We start from the raw sequence: 21,347 nt of genomic DNA on the forward strand, positions 1-21,347 counted from the left end.
GGGCGGGCCGCGCGGCAGCTGGTCGGCAGAGACCGGGTCCCGTGGCAGCTCGTCGGCAGGGTCCGGGTCGCGCGGCAGCTCGTCGGCAAGGGCTGAGCCGCGCGGCCCCCGGCCCGCGGAGGGCGGCCGGTCCGGCGGTCCCGCGGCCGGCGGAGGCCCGGTCCCGCTGCTCCCGGCCCCGGCGGCTCAGTCCTGCGGCCGCTTGAGCCGGGCCACGAACTTGTACCGGTCGCCCCGGTACACCGAGCGCACCCACTCCACCGGGTGCCCGGTGCCGTCCAGCGAGTGCCGCGACAGCATCAGCATCGGCAGGCCCACGTCGGTGCCGAGCAGCCCCGCCTCGCGCGGCGTGGCCAGGGACGTCTCGATGGTCTCCTCGGCCTCGGCGAGGTGGACGTCGTAGACCTCGGCGAGCGCCGTGTACAGGGACGTGTACTTCACCAGCGAGCGCCTGAGCGCGGGGAAGCGCTTGGCCGACAGGTGCGTGGTCTCGATGGCCATCGGCTCGCCGCTGGCCAGCCGCAGCCGCTCGATGCGCAGCACGCGCCCGCCGGCGGCGATGTCGAGCAGCCCCGCGAGGGTGTCGTCGGCGGTGATGTACCCGATGTCCAGGAGCTGCGAGGTCGGCTCCAGGCCCTGGGCCTTCATGTCCTCGGTGTACGAGGTGAGTTGCAGGGCCTGCGACACCTTCGGCTTGGCCACGAACGTGCCCTTGCCCTGGATGCGCTCCAGGCGGCCCTCGACGACCAGCTCCTGGAGGGCCTGGCGGACCGTCGTACGGGAGGTGTCGAACTCGGCGGCGAGCGTGCGCTCGGGCGGGACGGGGGTGCCCGGCGGCAGGGTCTCGGTCATGTCGAGCAAGTGCCGCTTCAGGCGGTAGTACTTGGGCACGCGGGCCGGGCGCACGGACTTGCCGGGGCCCGGGCCGTCGCCCGTCGCGGGGGCGGTGGCGGCCGGAGCTGTCGCCGTCGTGGGGGCGGTGGCGGCCGGAGCCGCCGTCGCCGCGGTGACCGCCTCGGCCCGGGTGCTGCCCGCCTCTGTGCCCATGCTCCGCCTCTCCGGCTCCTGTGCCGCTCCCACCGGTACCTGCGCTGCCTCCACCGGCTCCTGTGCTGCTGCCGTCACCGGCTCCTCCGTCTGTCGCGGCTCACATCGTGGCACGGTCCGGGCCAGGGGGGTCACCCCTGTTCGAGCGAAGCCGTGAGGGGAGAGCCGTGCCGCTCAGGTGTCGGTCCGATAACGGAGCCGACTGCCCTTCTTATACACCCTTGACACCCCAAAAGGTCTAGGCCAAGCTCCCCCGTACTGGTCTACACCATTAAAGACCAGGTCCAGTCCCACGGGCAGTACTTTCGACTTTCGGTCCTCTTGGTCGCTGCGGGTGGGGGGTTGGCTGGCATCCAAAGGAGGATGACGTGAAGCGCAAGCTCATAGCGGCGATCGGTGTCGCGGGCATGTTGGTTTCGATCGCGGCCTGTGGTGACGACGGCGACGACAAGAAGAAGTCCGGGGCGGACGGCTTCAAGGGCGAGACGCTGACGCTCTGGGCCATGGACGGGTCGACGCCGGACCAGTGGACCAAGGACGTCAAGGCCGAGTTCGAGAAGAAGACCGGCGCCAAGCTCAAAATCGAAGTACAGCAGTGGAACGGCATCCAGCAGAAGCTGACCGCCGCCCTCTCCGAGGAGAACCCGCCGGACGTCTTCGAGATCGGCAACACCCAGACGGCCGCCTACGCCAAGTCCGGCGGCCTCGCGGACCTGAGCGACCTCAAGGAGTCGGTCGGCTCCGACTGGACCGAGTCGATCAACAAGTCCACGGTCGTCGACGGCAAGCAGTACGCCGCCCCGTGGTTCGTGCTCAACCGCGTCGTGCTCTACAACAAGAAGATCTGGGCCGACGCGGGCATCAAGGAGACGCCCAAGACCCGCGACGAGTTCTACGCCGACCTGAAGAAGATCGGCCAGAAGACCGACGCGGAGCCGATCTACCTGCCGGGCCAGAACTGGTACCACTTCGTCGGCCTCGTCATCGGTGAGGGCGGCGAGCTGGTCAAGAAGGACGGCGACAAGTACGTCTCCAATTTGGACGACCCGAAGATCGCCAAGGCCGCGGAGACGTACAAGAAGTTCCAGGCCCTGTCCAAGGCGCCGAAGAACAAGGACGAGGCCACCCCGCAGCAGGCCGAGGTCTTCGCCAAGGGCAAGACCGGCGCGTTCATCGGCATGAGCTGGGAGGCCGCCACGGCTATCAAGGCCAACAAGAAGATCGAGAAGGACATCGGCTACTTCACGATCCCCGGCCCCACGGCTGACAAGCCCGAGGGCGTCTTCCTCGGCGGCTCCAACCTCGCCGTCGCCGCCACCAGCCAGAAGCAGGAGCTCGCCAAGGAGTTCCTGAAGATCGCGCTGTCGGACAAGTTCGAGGGCCAGCTCGCCAAGGAAGGCGGCGTGATCCCGAACAAGAAGGCCCTGGAGTCCAACCTCAAGGGCAACGCCGCCGCCGAGGCCGCGGCCCCGGCCGCCTCCGGCGGTGGCATCACCCCGCTCATCCCGGAGTGGGGTGCCGTCGAGAACGAGCCCAACCCGATCAAGAGCTACCTGACCGCGGTCATGAGCGGCGACTCGCCCGCCGACGCCGCCAAGAAGGTCGAGGGCGAGTTCAACAAGCGCCTGTCGCAGAAGCAGTAAGGAAGCGCCCCGCCGGGGGCGGTGACAACAGGGTCGTGCCCGCGGCCCCCGCCTCGCCGCCCCCGGCGCATTCCTGCGTGACGTGCCGATGAGAGAGATGGCGAGCATGACCGTACAGACCGAACGGCCGCCCTCCGGCCCGCCGGAGGTAGTGAAGTCGGGCGGCGGGCGCAACGGGGCCCCGCGCACGCCCCGCGCCAGAGCCGGGGCCCTCGCCCCCTATCTGATGCTGCTTCCCGCACTCGTGGCCACCCTGGTGTTCCTGGGGTGGCCGCTGGTGAACAACGGGATCCTGTCGTTCCAGAACCTCAACATGAGGCAGGTCATCCTGCACCTCACCGAGTGGAACGGCGTCGACAACTACAAGGAGGTCCTCAAGAGCGAGGACTTCTGGCGCGTCACCGGGCGGTCGATCGTCTTCACCGCCATCAACGTCGTCCTCATCATGGTGCTCGGCACCCTGATCGGACTGCTGCTCGCCAAGCTCGGCAGCAAGATGCGACGGCTGCTCCTCTTCGGCCTCGTCCTCGCCTGGGCCATGCCCGTCATCGCCGGCACCACCGTCTACCAGTGGCTGTTCGCGCAGCGCTACGGCGTCGTCAACTGGGTGCTCGCCAAGGCCGGCTTCAGCTCCATGGCCGACTACGACTGGTTCGGCGGCCAGTACTCCACCTTCTTCGTGATCATCACGCTGATCGTGTGGATGTCGATCCCCTTCGTGGCGATCAACCTGTACGCCGCCACCACGACCATCCCCAAGGAGCTCTACGAGGCCGCGTCGCTCGACGGCGCGGGCGCCTGGAAGCAGTTCACCTCGGTGACCCTGCCGTTCCTGCGGCCCTTCCTCTACGCCACGACCTTCCTCGAGGTCATCTGGGTCTTCAAGGCCCTCGCCCAGGTCTACGCCATCAACAAGGGCGGTCCGGACCGGCTCACCGAGATCCTGCCCGTCTACGCCTACATCGAGGGCTCGGGCAACCAGCACTACGGCATGGGCTCCGCCATCGCCATGCTGACGATCATCATCATGCTCGTCCTGACCGCGTACCACCTGCGCATCGTGCTCAAGCAAGAGGAGGACGCGTGAAGCGCTCCTGGTTCGGCCGCACCTGGCCCAACGTCGTCGCCGTCGTCCTCTTCATCGGCCTGGTCTTCCCCGTCTACTGGATGTTCGCCACGGCCTTCAAGCCGACCGGCGACATCATCAGCGAAGACCCCGTCTGGATCCCCTTCGACTTCACCTTCGAGCACTTCAAGACGGCCGTCGACGCCGACCACTTCTGGCAGATGGTCAGGAACTCGGTGACCGTCACCGTCCTCGCGGTCGTCTTCTCCCTCATCATCGGCCTCTTCTCGGCCTTCGCCCTCGCCCGCATGCGGTTCAAGGGCCGCCGGGGCTTCATCATCGGCTTCATGCTGGCCCAGATGGCGCCCTGGGAGGTCATGGTCATCTCGATCTACATGATCGTGCGTGACGCGGAGATGCTGAACAGCCTCGTCCCGCTGACGCTCTTCTACATGGTGATGGTCCTGCCCTTCACGATCCTCACGCTGCGCGGCTTCGTCGCCGCCGTGCCCAAGGAGCTGGAGGAGTCGGCGATGGTCGACGGCTGCACCCGTATGCAGGCCTTCCGCCGCGTCATCCTGCCGCTACTCGCCCCCGGCCTGATGTCCACCTCGCTGTTCGGCTTCATCACCGCCTGGAACGAGTTCCCGATCGCCCTGCTGGTCAACAAGGACCCGGAGTCCAAGACGCTCCCGGCGTGGCTGTCGAGCTTCCAGACCGTCTACGGCGACGACTGGGGCGCCACCATGGCCGCCTCCTCGATCTTCGCCATTCCGATCCTGCTGCTCTTCGTCTTCCTCCAGCGCCGCGCCGTCGCCGGCCTCACCGACGGTGCCGTGAAGGGATAAGCACACCCATGAGCTCTACGACCGCCGCGCCCGACTCCCTCACGCGCGACGCCCTGACCGTCCTCCAGCCCGGCTTCGCCGGGACCACCGCCCCCGACTGGCTGCTGCGCCGCATCGGCGAGGGCCTCGGCGCCGTGGGCCTGTTCGGCCGCAACGTGCGGACGCCCGAGCAGGTGGCCGCCCTCACCGCGCAGCTCCGCGCCGAGCGCGAGGACCTCGTCGTCGCCATCGACGAGGAGAGCGGCGACGTCACCCGCCTGGAGGTGCGCACCGGCTCCTCCTTCCCCGGCAACCACGCCCTCGGCGCGGTCGACGACCCCGCGCTCACCCGCGACGTCGCCGCCGAGCTGGGCCGCCGCCTCGCCGCGGCCGGTGTCACCTTCAACTGGGCGCCGTCCGCCGACGTCAACTCCGACCCCGACAACCCGGTCATCGGCGTCCGCTCCTTCGGCTCCGACCCGGACCTGGTGGCCCGGCACACCGCCGCGTACGTCGAGGGCCTGCAGTCCTCCGGCGTCGCCGCCTGCACCAAGCACTTCCCTGGCCACGGCGACACCGCCGTCGACTCGCACCACGCCGTGCCGCACATCGACGCCGACGACGCCGTGCTGCGCGCCCGCGAACTGGCGCCCTTCCGGGCCGCGATCGGCGCCGGCACCCGGGCCGTGATGAGCGCCCACATCAGCGTGCCGGCCCTCGACCCGGACCTGCCCGCGACGCTCTCCCGCCGCATCCTCACCGACCTGCTCCGCGGCGAGCTGGGCTTCGACGGCCTGATCGTCACCGACGGCATCGAGATGCGCGCCATCTCCGGCACCTACGGCATCGCACGCGGCACCGTCCTCGCGATCGCCGCCGGCTGCGACGCCATCTGCGTGGGCGGCGGCCTGTGTGACGACGAGACGGTCATCCGACTGCGCGACGCCCTCGTCGCGGCGGTCCGCTCCGGCGAGCTGCCCGAGGAGCGGCTCGCCGACGCGGCCGACCGCGTCCGGGCGCTGGCGCGCTGGACCTCGGGGCCGGGCGCGGCCAGTCGTGCGGGGGGCGTGCCCGACCCCGAGGTCGGACTGCGCGCCGCCCGCCGCGCCCTGACGGTCACCCACGGCGAGATCTACGCCGGCCCGCTCACCGAAGCCCCCTACGTCGCCGCCTTCACGCCGCTGGCCAACATCGCCGTCGGCGACGAGACCCCCTGGGGCGTCGCCGCCGAACTCACCCGCCGCCTGCCCGGCACGGCCACCGGCTCCTTCACCGGCGAGGGCGCGGGCGCCGAGGCACTGGCCGCGGCGGGCGACCGGCGCGTCGTCGCCGTGGTCCGCGACGCCCACCGCCACCCGTGGATGGCGGCGGCCGTCGACCGCCTCCTCGCCGCCCGCCCCGACACCGTCGTCGTCGAGATGGGCATCCCCCAGGCCAAGCCGACGGGCGCCCTCCACATCGCCACCCACGGCGCGGCCCGCGTCTGCGGCATCGCGGCGGCGGAGGTCCTCACGGGGGCATAGCGACCCGACTACACCCGTGGTGTGTGCCCACCCGCTCCGCGCGGCGGCGCCGAGGGGCACACACCACCGGGGCGCAGAGCCGCGCACGGCCCGAGCAGCCCCGGACCGTACGGGAACGCAACGGCGCCGGGCCGCCCCCGCTGAGGGAGGCGGCCCGGCGCCGTCCGCGTGCCCGGGCCGGAGGCCTAGAGCCCCTGCCACTCCGGCTTGTTGGCGTACGTGTGCCGGAAGTAGTCCGCCAGCTTCAGCTTGGACGCCGCGGCCTCGTCCACCACGACCGTGGCGTGCGGGTGGAGCTGGAGCGCCGACGCGGGCACGATGGACGCCACCGGCCCCTCGACCGTCGCCGCCACGGCGTCCGCCTTGCCCTCGCCGGTCGCGAGCAGCACCAGGTGCCGCGCCTCCAGGATCGTGCCGATGCCCTGCGTGATGACGTGGTGCGGCACCTGCTCGATGTCGCCGTCGAAGAACCGCGCGTTGTCCACCCGGGTCTGCTCGGTCAGCGTCTTGATCCGCGTACGCGAGGCCAGCGACGAGCACGGCTCGTTGAACCCGATGTGCCCGTCCGTGCCGATCCCGAGCAGCTGCAGGTCCACACCGCCCGCCTCGGCGAGCGCCCGGTCGTACGCCTCGCACGCGCCCTGCACGTCCTCGGCACTGCCGTCCGGCCCCATGAAGGCCGCCTCGCTCAGCCCGAGCGGCTCGACGACCTCCCGCAGCACCACCGAGCGGTACGACTCCGGGTGCCCCGCCGGCAGCCCGACGTACTCGTCGAGCTGGCAGATCCGCGCCCGCGACACATCCACGGTCCCGCCGCGGACCTTCGCCGCCAGGGCCTCGTAGATGGGCAGCGGCGTCGAACCGGTGGCGACACCGAGCAGGGCGTCAGGCTTACGACGCACCAGGGCGGCCATGGCCTCCGCGATGAGCTCGCCGCCTGCCTTGGCGTCCGGGACGATGACAACTTCCACGCTGGGCCTGCCGATCTGGAGAAGGAGGGACGATGGTGTGGTATAGACCAATCTAGCAGAGCCACCCCCCTGAGGCGCAGCCCTCGGTCCATGCCTACGCCATCCCGACCTCCGGCCCACTCGACCTCCGGCCCGCCCGGCTCCGGCCCGCCCGGGTTCTGGCCCGCCTGGGCTGCGGTCCGCCCGGCCTCAGGCCCGCCCGGGCTGCGGTCCACCTGGGCTGGGGGCAGTACGGCCTGCCTGGCCGAGGCAGCCCGCGGGGCGGACAGCCATACCTGCCGGGCTCGGCCTGCGGGCAGTGCGGCCGCTGTGCCCACCCGTCCCGCCCTGCGGGACGTTTGCCCACAGCGGGGGAGGGGGCTGGACCCGGCCGGTCGTGGGCGAGCTTGGGGCGGGCTAGTGCTGGGCGGGGTGTCGGCGAAGGTCTAAGGAGGCCGAGGCCCCGTCGAGTGGCAGGCGAGGGGTGCCCGGGGCACGCGCGCTCGGGGGACGGCGGCTGCGGGGTGGGGCGGGCGTCGGCGCAAGCACTGCACGGGCTGTCGAGCGGTGAGTAGTGAGGGTCCAACGGCTGTGGGAGAGAGAACGGTGGGCAGGGGAGTGGCGGTGGGGAAGTAGAACGGGAAGTGGCGGTGGAAGGGTGAGGGCGGGGGAGCCGGGCGAAGGTCCGTAGGGGCTCTGAGCGAATCCTGCGGCCCCCGGGCAGATGCCCTCGGCCCCCCCCCGGGCAGGATGCCCTCGCAGCCCTCGCAGCCCTCGCAGCCCTCGCAGCCCTCGCAGCCCTCGCAGCCCTCGCAGCCCTCGCAGCCCTCGCAGCCCGATGCCCGGGAAGCCCCGGGAAGCCCTGGGCCGTTCAGGGAGAAGGGCCCCCAGGGCAGTAAGGCCCTGGGCGGAGAAGGGGCGCTCTCGGGTGGGAGCGAGCACAGTGGTACGCATGACCGTGACCTCGTCCTCCCCGTACAGCGAGCAGCCCGGCCGCATCATGTCCCGGGAGATGGCCGAGCAGCCCGACGTGCTGCGGCGCATCCTGGAGACCGGCGCGCCCCGGATCCGGCGGACCGCCGAGCAGGTCGCGGCGCAGCGCCCCCGTTTCGTGCTGCTCACCGCCCGCGGCACCTCCGACAACGCCGCGCTCTACGCCAAGTACCTCCTCGAAGTCCGTCTCGGCCTGCCCTGCGGGCTGACCTCCATGTCCACGACGACGGCCTACGGCGCCAAGCCCGACCTGCGGGACGTCCTGGTCATCACCGTCAGCCAGTCCGGCGGCTCCCCGGACCTGGTGGCCTCCACCCATGCCGCCCGCGAGGCCGGTGCCGTCACCCTCGCCGTCACCAACAACCCGGACTCGCCCCTCGCCGCCGTCTCCGAGCACCACATCGACATCCTGGCGGGCCCCGAGAAGGCCTTGCCCGCGACGAAGACCTACACGGCGTCCTTGCTCGCCCTCTACCTCTTCATCGAGGGCCTGCGCGGAGGCGACGGCGCCGAGGCCCGCGGGCTGCCCGACCTCGCCGCCGGCCTGCTCGCCCGCCAGCCGGAGATCCGTACCCTCGCCGCGCGCTACCGCTTCGCGGAGCGCATGGTGATCACCTCCCGTGGCTACGGCTATCCCACCGCCAAGGAAGCCGCCCTCAAGCTGATGGAGACCAGCTACATCCCCGCCCTCGCCTACTCCGGTGCCGACCTGTTGCACGGCCCCCTCGCCATGGTCGACAACATCTCGCCGGTCATCGCGGTCGTGACGGACGGCAAGGGCGGCGCGGCGCTCCAGCCCGTCCTCGACCGCCTGCGCGGGCGCGGCGCCGACCTGGTGGTCATCGGCCCCAAGGCCCAGGTCGAGCAGGCCTCCGCAGGGTTCGTGCTGCCCACGGAGAACGTGGCCGAGGAGCTCCAGCCGATCCTCGAGATCATCCCCCTCCAGCTCCTCGCCTACGAGGTCACCATCGCCCGGGGCCAGGACCCGGACGCGCCGAGGGCTCTCGCCAAGGTGACGGAGACCCGCTGAACCGCCCCGGCGGCGCCCGGTACGTCGCGGCGTCTCAGGCCAGCGAACCGCCCGTCGCGTCGATCCACTGGCCCGTCACCCACCGCCCGTCCGGCGAGGCGAGGAACGCGACCACGTCGGCTATGTCCTCCACCGTGCCGACCCTGCCGAGAGCCGACATCGCCGCCGCGCCCTCCCACGCTTCTCTGTTCTCCTCGCCGCGCAGCCACGCGGCGTTGACGTCCGTGTCCACGATGCCCGGGGCGACCGCGTTGACCGTGATGCCCCGGGGGCCGAGGACCTTCGACAAGTTCCGCGTGAAGACGTCCAGGGCGCCCTTCGTCATGGCGTAGGTCATGATGTCCGGCAGGACGGCGGCGTGGGAGACGCCGGACGAGATGTTGATGATCCGGCCGCCGTCGCGCAGGCGCTCCACGGCGAGCTGCGTGATGAAGTACGGCGCCTTCGCGTTCACCGCGAAGAGCCGGTCGAACTCCGCCTCGTCCGTGTCCGCGAACGGGCGCGACGTGCCGATGCCCGCGTTGTTCACCAGGATGTCCAGGCCGTCCGCGTGCGCGTCGAACGCCGCCCACAGCGCTCGCGCGTCCCCGGGCCTCCCGAGCTCCGCGCCGATCGCGAACGCCGCGCCCCCCGACCGCTCGATCGCCGCCACCGTCTCCTTCGCGGCCGCCTCGTTGCTGCCGTAGTGCACGGCGACCAGCGCGCCGTCCCGGCCGAGGCGCTCGGCGATCCCCCGGCCGATGCCTCGGCTGCCGCCCGTGACCAGGGCGGTCTTGCCCGCCAGCCGACCCGCGGACACCGCCGCCCCCGCCCTCTCGGCCGTTTCCAGCCCCGTTTCCGTCGCCGCCTTCTTCATCGCGCCCATGGCGAGACCCCCACTCCCACATTCGTTCTCTAGCGGTCGCTACATAAAAACCGTACCCGACTCCCTCCCGCTTTTCTAGCGCCCGCTATAGAATTTTTCCCATGGCGATGAAACAGCGAGGCAGGCCCCGCTCCTTCGACCGCGAGACGGCCCTGGAGAAGGCCCTGCGCACGTTCTGGGAGCACGGGTACGAGACGACGTCCGTCTCCGACCTCACGCGTGAGCTCGGCATCGGCGCCCCTAGCCTCTACGCGGCCTTCGGTGACAAGCAGACCCTCTTCGGTGAGGTCCTGCAGCGGTACGCCGTCACGTACGGCGCCTTCGGCGGCCGTGCCCTCGACGAGGAGCCGACTGCCCGCGCCGGCGTCGAGCGCATGCTCCGCGAGGCCGCCGCCGCGTACACGGACCCGGCGCACCCCCATGGCTGCCTCGTCATCCACGCGGCGACCAACTGCGCGACGCCCGAGGTCGAGCAGACACTCCGCGAACGGCGCAACGCGAACATCGCCTCCATGCAGGACCGCATAGAGGCCGACATGGCGCGGGGCAGGCTGCCCGCCGACACGGACGCGGCGGCCCTCGCCCGATACACGGGCGCGGTCCTGCAGGGCATGTCCCAGCAGTCGCGGGACGGCGCCGGCCGCGAGGAGCTGGAGGCGATCGCCGAACTGTCGATGCGCGCCTGGCCCTCCGAGCCGGCGGGCCGGACCACTGGCACCGCCGAGTCAGCGAGCCGGATCACTGACACCGCCCAACCGGCAAACCAGGCCTCCGGCACCGCCCAACCGGCAAACCAGGCCTCCGGCACCGCCCAACCGGCAAGCCAGGCCTCCGATGCCGCCGACCCCGCCCACACCGCCGAACCGGCCGTCTGAGCCGCCCGCGCCCCCGCAACAAACATCGCCCCACGCGTAGACAGGAAAGAATGGTCTAGTCCACAATCGGACGTAAAGCCCCGCTCTCCCCGCACAGGAGAGCGGACCGAGGAACCGGCGCTCTCTGCCCTGACCGCGCCGGGTTCTCCCCAATCGGCGGCCGGAACCGCACAGACCGGCTGCCGATGCACCAGAAGGGCTGCGGTGTTGGGGTCGGGTTGAGGGTCCCGCCCTGGCGCCGCGGCCCGACCGGTGCCCGAGGACGGAAAGCGGCCATCGGAGCCCCGCGCGGCCCGCCAGGTACGCTCACACACGTGCCCTCCATGAACGACCTCGTACGTCAGCACACGGCCCTCGGCGACTCCGACCTCGAGTGGCTGCACCTGCTGGTCTCGGAGTGGCAACTGCTCTCCGACCTGTCCTTCGCCGACCTCGTCCTGTGGGTCCCCACGCGCGACGGCACCCGGTACGTCTCCGTGGCGCAGATGCGGCCCAACACCGGCCCCACCTCGTACCAGGACGACATGGTCGGCCACCTCGTCCCGCGCGGCCGCCGCCCCCTCCTGGACGCGGCGCTCGACGAGGGCCGCATCGTGCGCGAGGGCGACCCGGAGTGGCGCGAAGAGGTCCCGGTGCGCGTCGAGTCCATCCCCGTACGCAGGGAAGGGCGCGTCCTCGGAGTCATCGCCCGCAACACCAACCTCCTGACGGTGCGCACCCCCTCCCGCCTGGAGCTCACCTACCTGCAGTCGGCGTCCGACCTGGCTCAGATGATCGCGGCGGGCTCCTTCCCGTTCCCGGACCAGCAGGTCGACATGGACGCCTCCCCGCGCGTGGGGGACGGGCTGATCCGCCTCGACGCGGACGGCATCGTCCAGTACGCGTCGCCGAACGCCCTGTCCGCGTACCACCGCCTGGGTCTCGCCGCCGACCTCGTGGGCCACCACCTGGGCAAGGCCACCGCCGAACTGGCCCCGTCCAGAGGGCCGGTGGACGAAGCGCTCATCAAGCTCGCCAGCGGCTGGGCGCCCCGGGAGTTCGAGATCGAGGGCGGCGACGGCGTGATCCAGTTGCGTGCCATCCCGCTCAAACCCAAGGGGCCGCGCATCGGTTCGCTGGTGCTCCTGCGCGACGTCACGGAACTGCGCCGCCGTGAACGCGAGTTGATCACCAAGGACGCCACCATCCGGGAGATCCACCACCGGGTGAAGAACAACCTCCAGACGGTCGCCGCCCTCCTGCGCCTCCAGGCGCGCCGGATCGACTCCGTATCGGGCCGTGAGGCACTGGAGGAGGCCGTCCGCCGGGTGGGCTCCATCGCCATCGTGCACGAGACGCTCTCGCAGAACCTGGACGAGCGCGTGGAGTTCGACGACATCGTCGACCGCGTGCTCGCGATGGTCGCGGAGATCTCACCCGGCAAGGTGACCGGCCGCCGCACGGGCCGCTTCGGCATCCTCGACGCCGAGGTCGCGACCCCGCTGTCGATGGTCCTCACCGAGGTCCTGCAGAACGCCCTGGAGCACGGTTTCCGCGAGGGCGACACGGGCACCGTCGAGGTGTCCGCGCTGCGGGGCGGCACCACCAAGGAGGGCCGCCTGCTCATCACCGTCCAGGACGACGGGGTCGGGCTGCCCGAGGACTTCGACCCGCACCGCACGGGCAACCTGGGCCTGCAGATCGTCCGCACTCTCGTCGAGGGCGAGCTGGGCGGCACGTTCGACATGGTCCGCGCCCCGGAGCGCGGTACGCGCGTGGTCCTCGACATCCCGGTGCGCGTCGACAAATGACCCGTCCGGGCGCCGGTACCGACCGGTGCCCGGCGCCCGGCGCGTGAGCCGTTCCCGAATCGACGGCACCCGTAGCCACGTACCGACCCGGAGACAGCGAGAAGCCCCGGACCGGGTGGGTCCGGGGCTTCTCACTCACGTTGCGATGCGCACCGAGGGTACTGCGCGGCTGCGGCTCGGGGGCGGGGGTTGCGTACGCGCTGTCTACGGATCAATGCCGTCAGGCACACGCGCCGCCGGGCTCAGGCTCGTGGGGCGTGGGCGTCAGGCGCTGGCCTGGCGCGCCCGGTTGCGGGCGGCGCGGCGCTTCATCGCGCGGCGCTCGTCCTCGCTGAGGCCACCCCAGACGCCGGAGTCCTGACCGGACTCGAGCGCCCACTGCAGGCACTGCTCCATGACGGGGCAGCGACGGCAGACGGCCTTGGCTTCCTCGATCTGCAGCAGCGCAGGACCGGTGTTGCCGATGGGGAAGAACAGCTCGGGGTCTTCCTCGCGGCAAACGGCGTTGTGACGCCAGTCCATGGCTGCTACCTCTCCTTGGGTCTTACATGCAGGGTGCTTGTGAATGTGAACGCTTTCACGAATCCCTCCGCGCGGGAAGGGCCGACTCCCAGTTGCCTGGTGTGGACCTTGTGGTGAGAGGAGGGGTTCTGGCGACCTGTAGAGGCTGGTGTTGCGGGCCGTCCCGATCGCCATGTAGAGATTCGCAAACCTCGGCGGCGGATACAACCCCTTCCGGAAAGTTTTTTTTGATTCCTCGGTGTCGGCTGAGTCACAGCCGTACTTCCATGGGGTGGATCCTGGCCTAAACGTTCGAGTGAAAGGACTTTAGGCCCTTCCACTCACACAATCACACGCAGTGCACGGCGTACGCCTGTGAACGTCACGCTCGTCCGCAGCCCCAGGTGGTCGCCGTCCATCTGCAGAGGCAGGGGCACCTTCGAATGCAAGGTGAAGTCGGTCAGATCGTGCAACGAGACGGCGTTCTTCCCGTGGGGCCCCCGCTCGGGGGTCGAACGCAGCAGTTGAGTGCCGTACCGGGCCACCGAAGCCGTGGAAAGACGCTTGAGGCCGAGGACGTCGAGACCGGTCTCGAACGAGGCCTTCGGGGACGCGTACAGGGGGCGATTGCCCAGGTAGGACCAGGGAGAGGTGTTGCAGACTATGGACATCACGAGGTCCGTGACCGGCTCCTCGCCCGCCCTCTCCAGGGTGATCGACCCGTGCCGGCGGTCGCTCTCGCCGAGGAACTGGCGTACCACCTGGCGCACGTAAAGGGCGTGCGTCGACTTCTTGCCTCGCTCCCGGTGCTGCTCCACCCGGCCGACCACGCCCGCGTCGAACCCGAGCCCGGCCGCGAACGTGAACCAGCGCGGCGGGACCGCCTCGTCCTCGGTCCCCGGGGTCCCCGAGACGCGGCCGAGGCTCACCGTCCGTCCGCTTCCCTCACGCAGCGCGTCCAGGATGGCGCCGGTCGCCTCCACGGCGTCGTTCGGCAGACCCAGGGCCCGCGCGAACACGTTCGTCGAGCCCCCGGGGACGACGGCAAGGCGGGGCAGGGCCTCCGGGGAGGGGCCGTTGTGCAGGAGACCGTTGGCGACCTCGTTGACCGTGCCGTCGCCGCCGAGGGCGACGACCAGCTCGATGTCGTCGCTCTCCGCCGCCTGCCGGCCCAGGTCCCGGGCGTGACCGCGGTACTCCGTGGTCACCGCTTCGAGCTTCATCTCGCTCGCCAGTGCGTGGATCAGTACGTCACGCGTGCGCGCACTGGTGGTAGTAGCCGCCGGGTTGACCACGAGGAGTGCACGCATGCGCAGCAGACTACCTAGCCGCCGTGACCGGGCCCAGACCGAGGTCTCGCCCGGGCCTCACGGGCTGTGTCGGAATGGCTCCCCGGTGTGCCCGTACGAACTCCCGCATTCACTGTCTCCGGGCCCGTCTCCAGGCCTGTCTCCGGGCGGAGCCACGACCCGGGGCGGGTCCATAGGCGAGCCCGGTCGGTTCCACGCCGCAGCCGCAGCCGCAGCCGCAGCCGCAGCCGCAGCCGCAGCCACACCGGCCCCGCCCGTACGAGGCACCCAGGACCGGCCCCGTCCCGCCGCAGCATCCCCCGGACACCGTCGTGCCGACGCCCCCGACCCCGCGGCTACCCTCGAAGGGTGAGCACTGAGCCGAAGACCACCCCCGAAGCCCCGGAAAAGGGACCGCGTCCCGGGCGCCTGACGGCCGCCGCGGCGCTCGCCGCGCTGGAGGGCCTCGCCCTCGTCGTCGGCGGTGCGTACATGCTCGTGATGGGCCTCGCGGGCGACCCCGACAACCCGCGGCAGGCCACGACCGGCGGCGTCACGCTGATCGTCCTCGCGCTGCTGCCGCTGCTGGCCGCCCGCGGACTGCTGCGGCAGCGCCGGTGGGCCCGCGGGCCCGCGATCATCACGCAGATCATGGCGCTGCCGGTGGCCTGGCAGCTCCTCCAGGCGGACAGTGCGCTGATCCCGGGCGGCATCGCCCTCGCGGCCGTCGCCGTGGCCACCCTCGTGCTCCTGGTGCACCCCGCGACGACCGAGGCGCTCGGCATCGGGTCCCCCGGCGCCGTCCAGGGAGACGGCAAGTAGCCGGCGGACTGCCGGGACGCGCGGGGCCGTCACTCCTCGACGAGGAGCTTCTCCCGGAGCTGCGCCAGCGTGCGCGCGAGCAGCCGGGAGACGTGCATCTGGGAGATGCCGACCTCCTGGGCGATCTGCGACTGGGTCATGTTGCCGAAGAAGCGCAGCAGCAGGATGCGCTTCTCGCGCGGCGGCAGGTCCTCCAGGAGCGGCTTGAGGGACTCGCGGTACTCGACGCCCTCCAGGGCCTCGTCCTCGGCGCCCAGGGTGTCGGCCACGGCCGGGGACTCGTCGTCAGTGTCCGGGACGTCCAGGGACAGCGTGGAGTACGCGTTGGCCGACTCCAGGCCCTCCAGGACCTCCTCCTCGGAGATCGCCAGCTTCTCGGCGAGCTCGTGCACGGTGGGGGAGCGGCCGTTGAGCTGGGACAGCTCGGCGGTCGCCGTCGTCAGGGCCAGGCGCAGCTCCTGGAGGCGCCGCGGGACCCGTACCGCCCAGCCCTTGTCGCGGAAGTGGCGCTTGATCTCGCCGACGACCGTGGGAGTGGCGTACGTGGAGAACTCCACGCCCCGGTCCGGGTCGAACCGGTCCACGGACTTGATCAGCCCGATCGTGGCCACCTGGGTGAGGTCGTCCAGCGGCTCGCCGCGGTTGCGGAAGCGGCGGGCCAGGTGCTCCACGAGCGGCAGGTGCATACGGACGAGCTGGTTGCGCAGCTCCGCGTACTCCGGGCTGCCGTCCTGCAGCGCGCGCAGCTCGACGAACATCGCTCGCGCGCCGCTGCGGTCCTGTGGATCGTGCCGGCTGTGCTGCTCGTGCTCGCTCATCGTCCCGCCCGTCACCAGCCGCCGCCCTTCAGGGGCCCTGCCCCCAGCGCTGGACACCCGGGGGGACCCCCTGCGTGCGGCGCCTGCTTGGTCCTGTCGCCCTCCGCCCGGGCCGGACAGCTCGTCGCGCCCGTCCTCGGGGGTCGGCTCTGCCTCAACTGGGATCGGTGCCCTCTCGGCCACCGGTGGACCCGACTGCTCCGGGTCCTGTGGGTGCGGCCTGGCCTGCTCGGGGATGCCTCCGGGGACAGGCCCCGGCTCCGCCGGGCCGCGGCCCGTGGCCGGGCGCGTACCGCCCCTGCCTCGGGCGGGCAGACCGTGTGTGCTGTGTTTGCCGCGTGCTCCGCGCTCTTCGTCCCGCACCGGCCCGTCCCCGTCCCTCACGCCGGCCCGGGACCCGCGCCGCGCTTCTTGTAGAGGCTGATCGAAACGGTTTTGTCGTCTCCGACCGAGGAGTCGACCATGCCCGCGAGGGCCGACAGCACAGTCCAGGCGAAGGTGTCCCGCTCCGGGGCACGCCCGTCGGTGGTGGGCGCCGAGACGGTCACCTCCAACGAGTCGTCGACGAGCCGGAAGACGCAGCGGAGCACGGAGCCGGGCACGGCCTGCTGGAGCAGGATCGCGCAGGCCTCGTCGACCGCGATGCGGAGGTCCTCGATCTCGTCCAGGGTGAAGTCCAAGCGCGCCGCGAGGCCGGCCGTGGCCGTACGCAGCACCGACAGGTAGGCACCCGCAGCCGGAAGGCGGACCTCGACGAAGTCCTGATTTCCGGGCTCGCCTGCGATCTGGGACACCCTCACCTCCAAGGTGGTACAAGCACTTTCGGGGCTCCGGAACCGCTCCTGGGCAGCCCGGACTGCGTCACTCGGGTAACGCACCTCGTCTTTCAGCGGTGACGCTACCGCGCTGCTCAGTTCCGTGTCCCAGGGACCCCGCCCCGTTGCTGTCACTCATAGTAAGCCTACGGGTACGGACAGTGGCTAGGGGTTACGCGGGCCCAATTGGAAAGAACGAGCGTCGGGTTGACGTACCCAGGCCTCAGACGATCGAACCGTCGACGAAGCACCAACGCCAGCTTTCCCCCGGCTCGAAGGTGCGCATCACCGAGTGCCCGGTCTTCTTGAAGTGTCCCGTCGCGTGCTGGAACGGCGACGAGTCGCAGCACCCGACGTGTCCGCACACCAGGCAGAGCCGGAGCTGTACGGGGTGGCTGCCGACGGCGAGGCACTCCGGGCACGTTTCGCTCAGCGGCGCGGGCTCGGGGCGGGGCAGCGCGCTGACGTGCGGACACTCGTTCATGATGGCCAGGTTACGACGGCCGAGCGGTGGGTGGAGGGCCTTGCCATGGACGTACTGCCCTTGGTGGCGCTGATCGCGGCGAGCGCCGCCGTGGCCGGGGCCGCGCGGCGCACCCCGGTGCCCGCGCCCCTCCTGCTGGTGGGCGCGGGACTGATCGCCGCGTACGTCCCCGGGGTGCCGGACTACCACCTCGACCCCCATGTCGTGCTGCCCCTGGTGCTGCCGCCGCTGCTCCACACGGCCGCCCTGGAGAGCTCGTATCTGGACCTGCGGGCCAACGTACGGCCCGTCGCGCTCCTGTCGGTCGGTTACGTTCTGTTCGCAACGGTGGTCGTCGGCTGGCTCGCGTATCTGCTGATCCCCGATCTTCCGTTGACCGCGGCGCTCGTCCTGGGCGCGGTGATCGCGCCTCCGGACGCCGTCGCCGCCACCGCCGTGGCGCGCCGTGTGGGGCTGCCGTCCCGCCTCACCACGATCCTCCAGGGCGAGTCCCTGGTGAACGACGCGACCGCGATCACCGCCTACAAGGTGGCGCTCGCCGCGGCCGTCGGCGAGGGCGCGAGCTGGGCGGGCGGCATCGGCGAGTTCCTGGTGGCCGCGCTCGGCGGCATCGGGGTCGGCCTGCTGCTGATGGTGCCGATCCACTGGCTGCGCACCCGTCTGAAGGAAGCGCTCCTGCAGAACACGCTGTCGCTGCTGATCCCCTTCGTGGCGTACGCCGTCGCGGAGCAGGTGCACGCCTCCGGGGTGCTCGCGGTGGTCGTGGTGGCCCTCTACCTGGGGCACCGCTCCTGGCAGGTCGACTTCGAGACGCGGCTCCAGGAGGCCGCGGTGTGGCGGGTCGTCGGCTTCCTCCTGGAGTCCGCGGTGTTCGCCCTGATCGGCCTCCAGCTCCCGATCGTCCTGGAGGACCTCGGCGAGTACAGCGTGGGACAGGCCGTCTGGTACGCCCTGGCGGTCTTCGTCCTCGTCGTGGCGGTGCGGTTCGTGTGGTCCTATCCGGCGACGTACGTGCCGCGTCTGCTGTCGGCGCGGATCAGGGAGCGCGAGAAGGACACGGACTGGCGGCGGCCGCTCGTCGTGAGCTGGGCGGGCATGCGGGGCGTCGTGTCGCTGGCGATCGCCTTCTCCATCCCGCTCGCCCTGGACGACGGGACTCCCTTCCCGGCCCGCAACCTGGTGCTGTTCCTGACCTTCACGACGGTCATCGGCACCCTGGTGGTGCAGGGGCTTTCGCTGCCGTGGCTCATCCGGGCGCTGCGGCTGCCCGGTCCCGACCCGCGGCAGCAGACGCTCGCCGAGGCGCAGGCGCAGAACGCCGCCTCGCAGGCCGCCGAGGCCCGCCTGGACGAGCTGATGGCGGACGAGCGCAACTGTCTGCCAGGGCCCCTCCAGGACCGGCTGCGCACGGTTCTGGAGCGCCGCCGCAACTCCGTGTGGGAGCGGCTCGGCCAGCCGAACCCGGTGACCGGCGAGTCCGCCGACGACACCTACCGCAGGCTCGCGCGCGAGGCCATCGCCGCGGAGCGCGAGGTGTTCGTACGGCTGCGGGACGAGCGCCGCATCGACGACGAGCTCCTGCGGACGCTGCTGCGGAAGCTGGACCTGGAGGAGGCCGCGGCCTACCGGGAAGTCGAGGAGTGAGAGGAGTGCGAGGGGTGAGCCGGCCCTGAGGCGGGCGGCATACCGGTGACGACGGCTGTGACGGTGGTCCCGGGGGCGAAGGCGCCCTCTTCGGAGAGGGCCGTCAGCGCGTGCAGCAGCTTCGCCACGTAGATCCGCTCCACGGGGACACCGTGCCGGTCCTCGAAGTCGTCGGCGAAGGCGGTGAGCGCGTCGGTGGTGCGGGCGTAGCCGCCGCAGTGGAAGCGCTCGTCCAGGCTCCAGTTGGCGGTGGGCGAGCCGAGGGCGGTGTCCTGGAGCCGGCGTATCTCCTCGCCCAGGAAGCCGCCCTTGAGTACGGGTATGCCGAGTGCGCGCTGGCCCGGGGCGAGGCCCGCGGCCAGCCCCGCGAGGGTGCCGCCGGTGCCGCAGGCCACGGCGGCGACGTCGGTGCGCCCCCGCAGCTCCTCACCCAGGGCCGCGCAGCCGTGCACGGCGAGGGCGTTGCTGCCGCCTTCGGGGATGACGTACGCCTCCTGGGTGGCGGTGTCGCGCTGGAGGGCGGCCAGGACGGCGGGGTCGTGTTTGCGGCGGTAGGTCGACCTGTCGACGAAGTGCAGCCGCATGCCGTCGGCCTCGCACCGGGCGAGCGACGGGTTGAGGGGCCGCCCGGCGAGCTCGTCACCGCGCACGATGCCGACGGTGGCGAAACCCAGGAGGCGGCCGGCGGCTGCGGTGGCCCGCAGGTGGTTGGAGTAGGCACCGCCGAAGGTCAGCAGGGTGTCGTGGCCCGCGGCCCGCGCCCGCTCCAGGTTCAGGACGAGCTTGCGGTACTTGTTGCCCGGCAGGGCCGGGTGGATGAGGTCGTCGCGCTTGAGGAGGAGGCGGACGCCGTGCGCCGAGAAGCGCGGGTCCGCGACCGGCTGGAGGGGCGTGGGGAGCCGGGGGACGAGGGCGGGCGGGGTGCGGGACACCCCGCCATTGTCCTCCTCGGGGGTTGCTGCAGCGGTTCGCGTCCTGCGGTGAGGACGGCGTCAGCCGCTTGTGATCCGTGCCGGGTGGGCCTCTGGGCCGCTCGCGTCCCCGCGAGGGCCACGGCGGCCGCCGACGTCGTGCCGAGCCGTCACACCGGCCGTTCGCGGTCGTGCCGGGCGCTCACACCAGGCGCCGACGCCCCCGCGAGACGGTCACGCGGCCGCTCGTGGGCCGCCGTGCGGCTACTTCAGCCGCTCGTGGACGCGGTCCCGCATGGCGTTCATCGTGAAGCCCTTGGGGTCTATCTTCCCGGGCTGCCACTCCAGGTGGCCGATGACCGAGCGGGCCGTCCACTCGTGGTGGCGGCAGACCGCCGCGGAGACCCTCGTGATGGCGTCCAGCTGGGCGGGTGTCCAGGGGTCCTCGCCGTCACCGAGGTTCTCGCACTCGAAGCCGTAGAAGTGGCGGTTGCCGTCGGTGTTGGCCTCGTTGTCCGGCGGCAGGGCCTTCTCGGCGATGACGGCGCGCAGCACGTCGTCGTCCCCGAGGCCCGCGTGGTTGGCGCGGCCGTAGCCGACCAGGTGGACGCGGCCGTCCTTGGTGATGACACCGTGGCACAGCGGGCCGGGCAGGCCTTGGTAGCCCTCGCGGCAGATGCGCACGGTCTTCTCGGCGCCGGACGTCACCGTGTGGTGGATCATCACGCCGTGGACGGGACCCCAGGGCCCCTTGTGGTTGCGGTTGTGCGTGCGCCAGTTTCCGACTTCGACGATCGTGACGCCTTCGTCCTGTAACACGTCCAGGAATCTGTTCGCGGACATGGGTGGGGCCATGGCCGCCTCCTTCGGGGCGCGACGGCCGCCGGTCGCGGGCCGCCTCGTACGGTGGTTGATACCGGAAACACAAGGGCGTGAACCATGTGCCCGGCGTCCGTTCGGGCCCCTGTGCGAGCTGTTCCGGTCAGCCCCGAAGAGGCGGCCGAAGGGAGGTCCCACAGGGGTGGCCGGTCCCGAAGAGGCGGTCCCGAAGGTGCTCAAGCGGCGTGCGGCCGGCGCGCGGTCAGCTCCGCAGGAAGCCGTCGCCGTGCGTCGCGATGTGGGCCTCCAGGGCGGAGAGCGCCTGCTGCGTGGCGTCGGGGGTGCCGCTGCCGCGGCGCTCGGCGTAGTACGCCGCGCCGAGCTGCTTCAGCAGGTCGTTGCCCGCGCGCTGCGCCTGGACGTCGTCCAGCTTCTGCTTGCCCTGGTTGAGACCCTGCTGCACTTGCTCTCGTGCGCGGTCGAGGAAACCTGCCATGTCGCCTTCTCCTGACGGTTGGTGCGGATGGTGCGCGCGCCGCGTTCGTGTGCTCCAACGTGCGCGCGGATCTTGCGGTTCCCGGGGTCGCACCGGTGCGGCTCCCGGGCGTGCCGGACGGGACTCCGGGGCGCGGCGA

Annotated in this window: 19 protein-coding genes and 1 pseudogene; 9 read left to right on the forward strand and 11 right to left on the reverse strand. The window is 71.5% G+C overall.

What is annotated here, in order from left to right; translation table 11 throughout:
- Window positions 1–186: 186 nt before the first annotated feature.
- Window positions 187–1,047 (reverse strand): GntR family transcriptional regulator, encoded by an 861-nt coding sequence (locus QK440_RS02725; protein ID WP_282791290.1) that lies wholly within the window; start codon window positions 1,045–1,047, stop codon window positions 187–189.
- 368 nt (window positions 1,048–1,415) lie between these two features.
- Between QK440_RS02725 and QK440_RS02730 the strand changes: the two genes are divergently transcribed.
- From QK440_RS02730 to QK440_RS02745, 4 genes are all read left to right on the forward strand, one after another.
- On the forward strand, window positions 1,416–2,690 hold the full coding sequence (locus QK440_RS02730) for an extracellular solute-binding protein (protein ID WP_282791291.1): 1,275 nt from the start codon (window positions 1,416–1,418) through the stop codon (window positions 2,688–2,690).
- A 106-nt stretch (window positions 2,691–2,796) separates the two neighbouring features.
- On the forward strand, window positions 2,797–3,777 hold the full coding sequence (locus QK440_RS02735; RefSeq protein ID WP_282791292.1) for a sugar ABC transporter permease: 981 nt from the start codon (window positions 2,797–2,799) through the stop codon (window positions 3,775–3,777).
- Window positions 3,774–4,604: a carbohydrate ABC transporter permease gene (locus tag QK440_RS02740; RefSeq protein WP_282791293.1), complete on the forward strand. Its 831-nt coding sequence runs from the start codon at window positions 3,774–3,776 to the stop codon at window positions 4,602–4,604. Before QK440_RS02735 ends, QK440_RS02740 begins: the two co-directional genes overlap by 4 nt.
- A gap of 8 nt (window positions 4,605–4,612) precedes the next feature.
- Window positions 4,613–6,106 (forward strand): glycoside hydrolase family 3 protein, encoded by a 1,494-nt coding sequence (locus QK440_RS02745; protein ID WP_282791294.1) that lies wholly within the window; start codon window positions 4,613–4,615, stop codon window positions 6,104–6,106.
- A gap of 185 nt (window positions 6,107–6,291) precedes the next feature.
- On the opposite strand, the gene nagB is transcribed toward QK440_RS02745, so the two are convergent.
- On the reverse strand, window positions 6,292–7,077 hold the full coding sequence (nagB, locus tag QK440_RS02750; protein WP_282791295.1) for a glucosamine-6-phosphate deaminase: 786 nt from the start codon (window positions 7,075–7,077) through the stop codon (window positions 6,292–6,294).
- 931 nt (window positions 7,078–8,008) lie between these two features.
- Here nagB and QK440_RS02755 point away from each other — a divergent pair.
- The gene (locus QK440_RS02755; protein WP_282791296.1) at window positions 8,009–9,079 is read left to right on the forward strand and encodes an SIS domain-containing protein; all 1,071 of its coding nucleotides are present in this window, start codon (window positions 8,009–8,011) and stop codon (window positions 9,077–9,079) included.
- 34 nt (window positions 9,080–9,113) lie between these two features.
- On the opposite strand, the gene QK440_RS02760 is transcribed toward QK440_RS02755, so the two are convergent.
- Window positions 9,114–9,935, reverse strand: coding sequence for an SDR family oxidoreductase (locus QK440_RS02760; RefSeq protein WP_282791404.1), 822 nt, complete (start codon window positions 9,933–9,935; stop codon window positions 9,114–9,116).
- A 110-nt stretch (window positions 9,936–10,045) separates the two neighbouring features.
- Here QK440_RS02760 and QK440_RS02765 point away from each other — a divergent pair.
- Window positions 10,046–10,633, forward strand: a pseudogene (locus tag QK440_RS02765) (TetR/AcrR family transcriptional regulator); the annotation flags it as partial.
- A gap of 509 nt (window positions 10,634–11,142) precedes the next feature.
- Window positions 11,143–12,609 (forward strand): PAS domain-containing sensor histidine kinase, encoded by a 1,467-nt coding sequence (locus QK440_RS02770; protein WP_282791405.1) that lies wholly within the window; start codon window positions 11,143–11,145, stop codon window positions 12,607–12,609.
- Window positions 12,610–12,873: 264 nt separating this feature from the next.
- On the opposite strand, the gene QK440_RS02775 is transcribed toward QK440_RS02770, so the two are convergent.
- Window positions 12,874–13,131: a WhiB family transcriptional regulator gene (locus QK440_RS02775; RefSeq protein ID WP_016639615.1), complete on the reverse strand. Its 258-nt coding sequence runs from the start codon at window positions 13,129–13,131 to the stop codon at window positions 12,874–12,876.
- A 320-nt stretch (window positions 13,132–13,451) separates the two neighbouring features.
- Window positions 13,452–14,420, reverse strand: a complete 969-nt coding sequence (locus QK440_RS02780) for a diacylglycerol kinase family protein (RefSeq protein ID WP_282791297.1) — start codon at window positions 14,418–14,420, stop codon at window positions 13,452–13,454.
- Between the two features lie 348 nt (window positions 14,421–14,768).
- Here QK440_RS02780 and QK440_RS02785 point away from each other — a divergent pair, with 348 nt between their 5' ends.
- Window positions 14,769–15,221: a hypothetical protein gene (locus QK440_RS02785; protein ID WP_282791298.1), complete on the forward strand. Its 453-nt coding sequence runs from the start codon at window positions 14,769–14,771 to the stop codon at window positions 15,219–15,221.
- Between the two features lie 29 nt (window positions 15,222–15,250).
- Here the strand turns inward: QK440_RS02785 and QK440_RS02790 are convergent, their stop codons facing one another.
- The 3 genes from QK440_RS02790 to QK440_RS02800 all read right to left on the reverse strand — a co-directional run bounded on the left by QK440_RS02790 (window position 15,251) and on the right by QK440_RS02800 (window position 17,338).
- Window positions 15,251–16,423, reverse strand: a complete 1,173-nt coding sequence (locus QK440_RS02790) for a SigB/SigF/SigG family RNA polymerase sigma factor (protein WP_282791299.1) — start codon at window positions 16,421–16,423, stop codon at window positions 15,251–15,253.
- Window positions 16,420–16,833 carry an anti-sigma regulatory factor gene (locus QK440_RS02795; RefSeq protein WP_190139359.1) on the reverse strand — a complete coding sequence of 138 codons (414 nt, stop codon included), beginning with the start codon at window positions 16,831–16,833 and terminating at the stop codon, window positions 16,420–16,422. The genes QK440_RS02790 and QK440_RS02795 overlap by 4 nt, the downstream gene beginning before the upstream one ends.
- Window positions 16,834–17,077: 244 nt before the next feature.
- On the reverse strand, window positions 17,078–17,338 hold the full coding sequence (locus QK440_RS02800) for a UBP-type zinc finger domain-containing protein (RefSeq protein ID WP_282791300.1): 261 nt from the start codon (window positions 17,336–17,338) through the stop codon (window positions 17,078–17,080).
- Window positions 17,339–17,383: 45 nt separating this feature from the next.
- On the opposite strand from QK440_RS02800, the gene QK440_RS02805 reads away from it, so the two are divergent.
- Entirely contained in the window at window positions 17,384–18,982 is a 1,599-nt protein-coding gene (locus QK440_RS02805) for a Na+/H+ antiporter (RefSeq protein ID WP_282791301.1), read from the forward strand.
- Here QK440_RS02805 and QK440_RS02810 read toward each other — a convergent pair.
- The 3 genes from QK440_RS02810 to QK440_RS02820 all read right to left on the reverse strand — a co-directional run bounded on the left by QK440_RS02810 (window position 18,961) and on the right by QK440_RS02820 (window position 21,208).
- Entirely contained in the window at window positions 18,961–19,914 is a 954-nt protein-coding gene (locus tag QK440_RS02810; RefSeq protein ID WP_282791302.1) for a pyridoxal-phosphate dependent enzyme, read from the reverse strand. The two genes, QK440_RS02805 and QK440_RS02810, sit on opposite strands and share 22 nt — an antisense overlap.
- A 243-nt stretch (window positions 19,915–20,157) precedes the next feature.
- Window positions 20,158–20,748 (reverse strand): N-acetylmuramoyl-L-alanine amidase, encoded by a 591-nt coding sequence (locus tag QK440_RS02815; RefSeq protein ID WP_282791303.1) that lies wholly within the window; start codon window positions 20,746–20,748, stop codon window positions 20,158–20,160.
- A 226-nt stretch (window positions 20,749–20,974) separates the two neighbouring features.
- Entirely contained in the window at window positions 20,975–21,208 is a 234-nt protein-coding gene (locus QK440_RS02820; RefSeq protein WP_282791304.1) for a hypothetical protein, read from the reverse strand.
- Between the last annotated feature and the right edge of the window lie 139 nt (window positions 21,209–21,347).

It is taken from the genome of Streptomyces sp. CC224B (genome assembly GCF_030010595.1).
Taxonomy (GTDB): Bacteria; Actinomycetota; Actinomycetes; order Streptomycetales; family Streptomycetaceae; genus Streptomyces; species Streptomyces longispororuber.

Coding starts and splice junctions, on each gene's coding strand:
- QK440_RS02725 (WP_282791290.1), bottom strand. CDS start 1,047: ATGGGCACAGAGGCGGGCAGCACCCGGGCCGAGGCGGTCACCGCGGCG.
- QK440_RS02735 (WP_282791292.1), top strand. CDS start 2,797: ATGACCGTACAGACCGAACGGCCGCCCTCCGGCCCGCCGGAGGTAGTG.
- QK440_RS02745 (WP_282791294.1), top strand. CDS start 4,613: ATGAGCTCTACGACCGCCGCGCCCGACTCCCTCACGCGCGACGCCCTG.
- QK440_RS02755 (WP_282791296.1), top strand. CDS start 8,009: ATGACCGTGACCTCGTCCTCCCCGTACAGCGAGCAGCCCGGCCGCATC.
- QK440_RS02760 (WP_282791404.1), bottom strand. CDS start 9,935: ATGAAGAAGGCGGCGACGGAAACGGGGCTGGAAACGGCCGAGAGGGCG.
- QK440_RS02770 (WP_282791405.1), top strand. CDS start 11,143: ATGAACGACCTCGTACGTCAGCACACGGCCCTCGGCGACTCCGACCTC.
- QK440_RS02775 (WP_016639615.1), bottom strand. CDS start 13,131: ATGGACTGGCGTCACAACGCCGTTTGCCGCGAGGAAGACCCCGAGCTG.
- QK440_RS02780 (WP_282791297.1), bottom strand. CDS start 14,420: ATGCGTGCACTCCTCGTGGTCAACCCGGCGGCTACTACCACCAGTGCG.
- QK440_RS02800 (WP_282791300.1), bottom strand. CDS start 17,338: ATGAACGAGTGTCCGCACGTCAGCGCGCTGCCCCGCCCCGAGCCCGCG.
- QK440_RS02805 (WP_282791301.1), top strand. CDS start 17,384: ATGGACGTACTGCCCTTGGTGGCGCTGATCGCGGCGAGCGCCGCCGTG.
- QK440_RS02815 (WP_282791303.1), bottom strand. CDS start 20,748: ATGGCCCCACCCATGTCCGCGAACAGATTCCTGGACGTGTTACAGGAC.
- QK440_RS02820 (WP_282791304.1), bottom strand. CDS start 21,208: ATGGCAGGTTTCCTCGACCGCGCACGAGAGCAAGTGCAGCAGGGTCTC.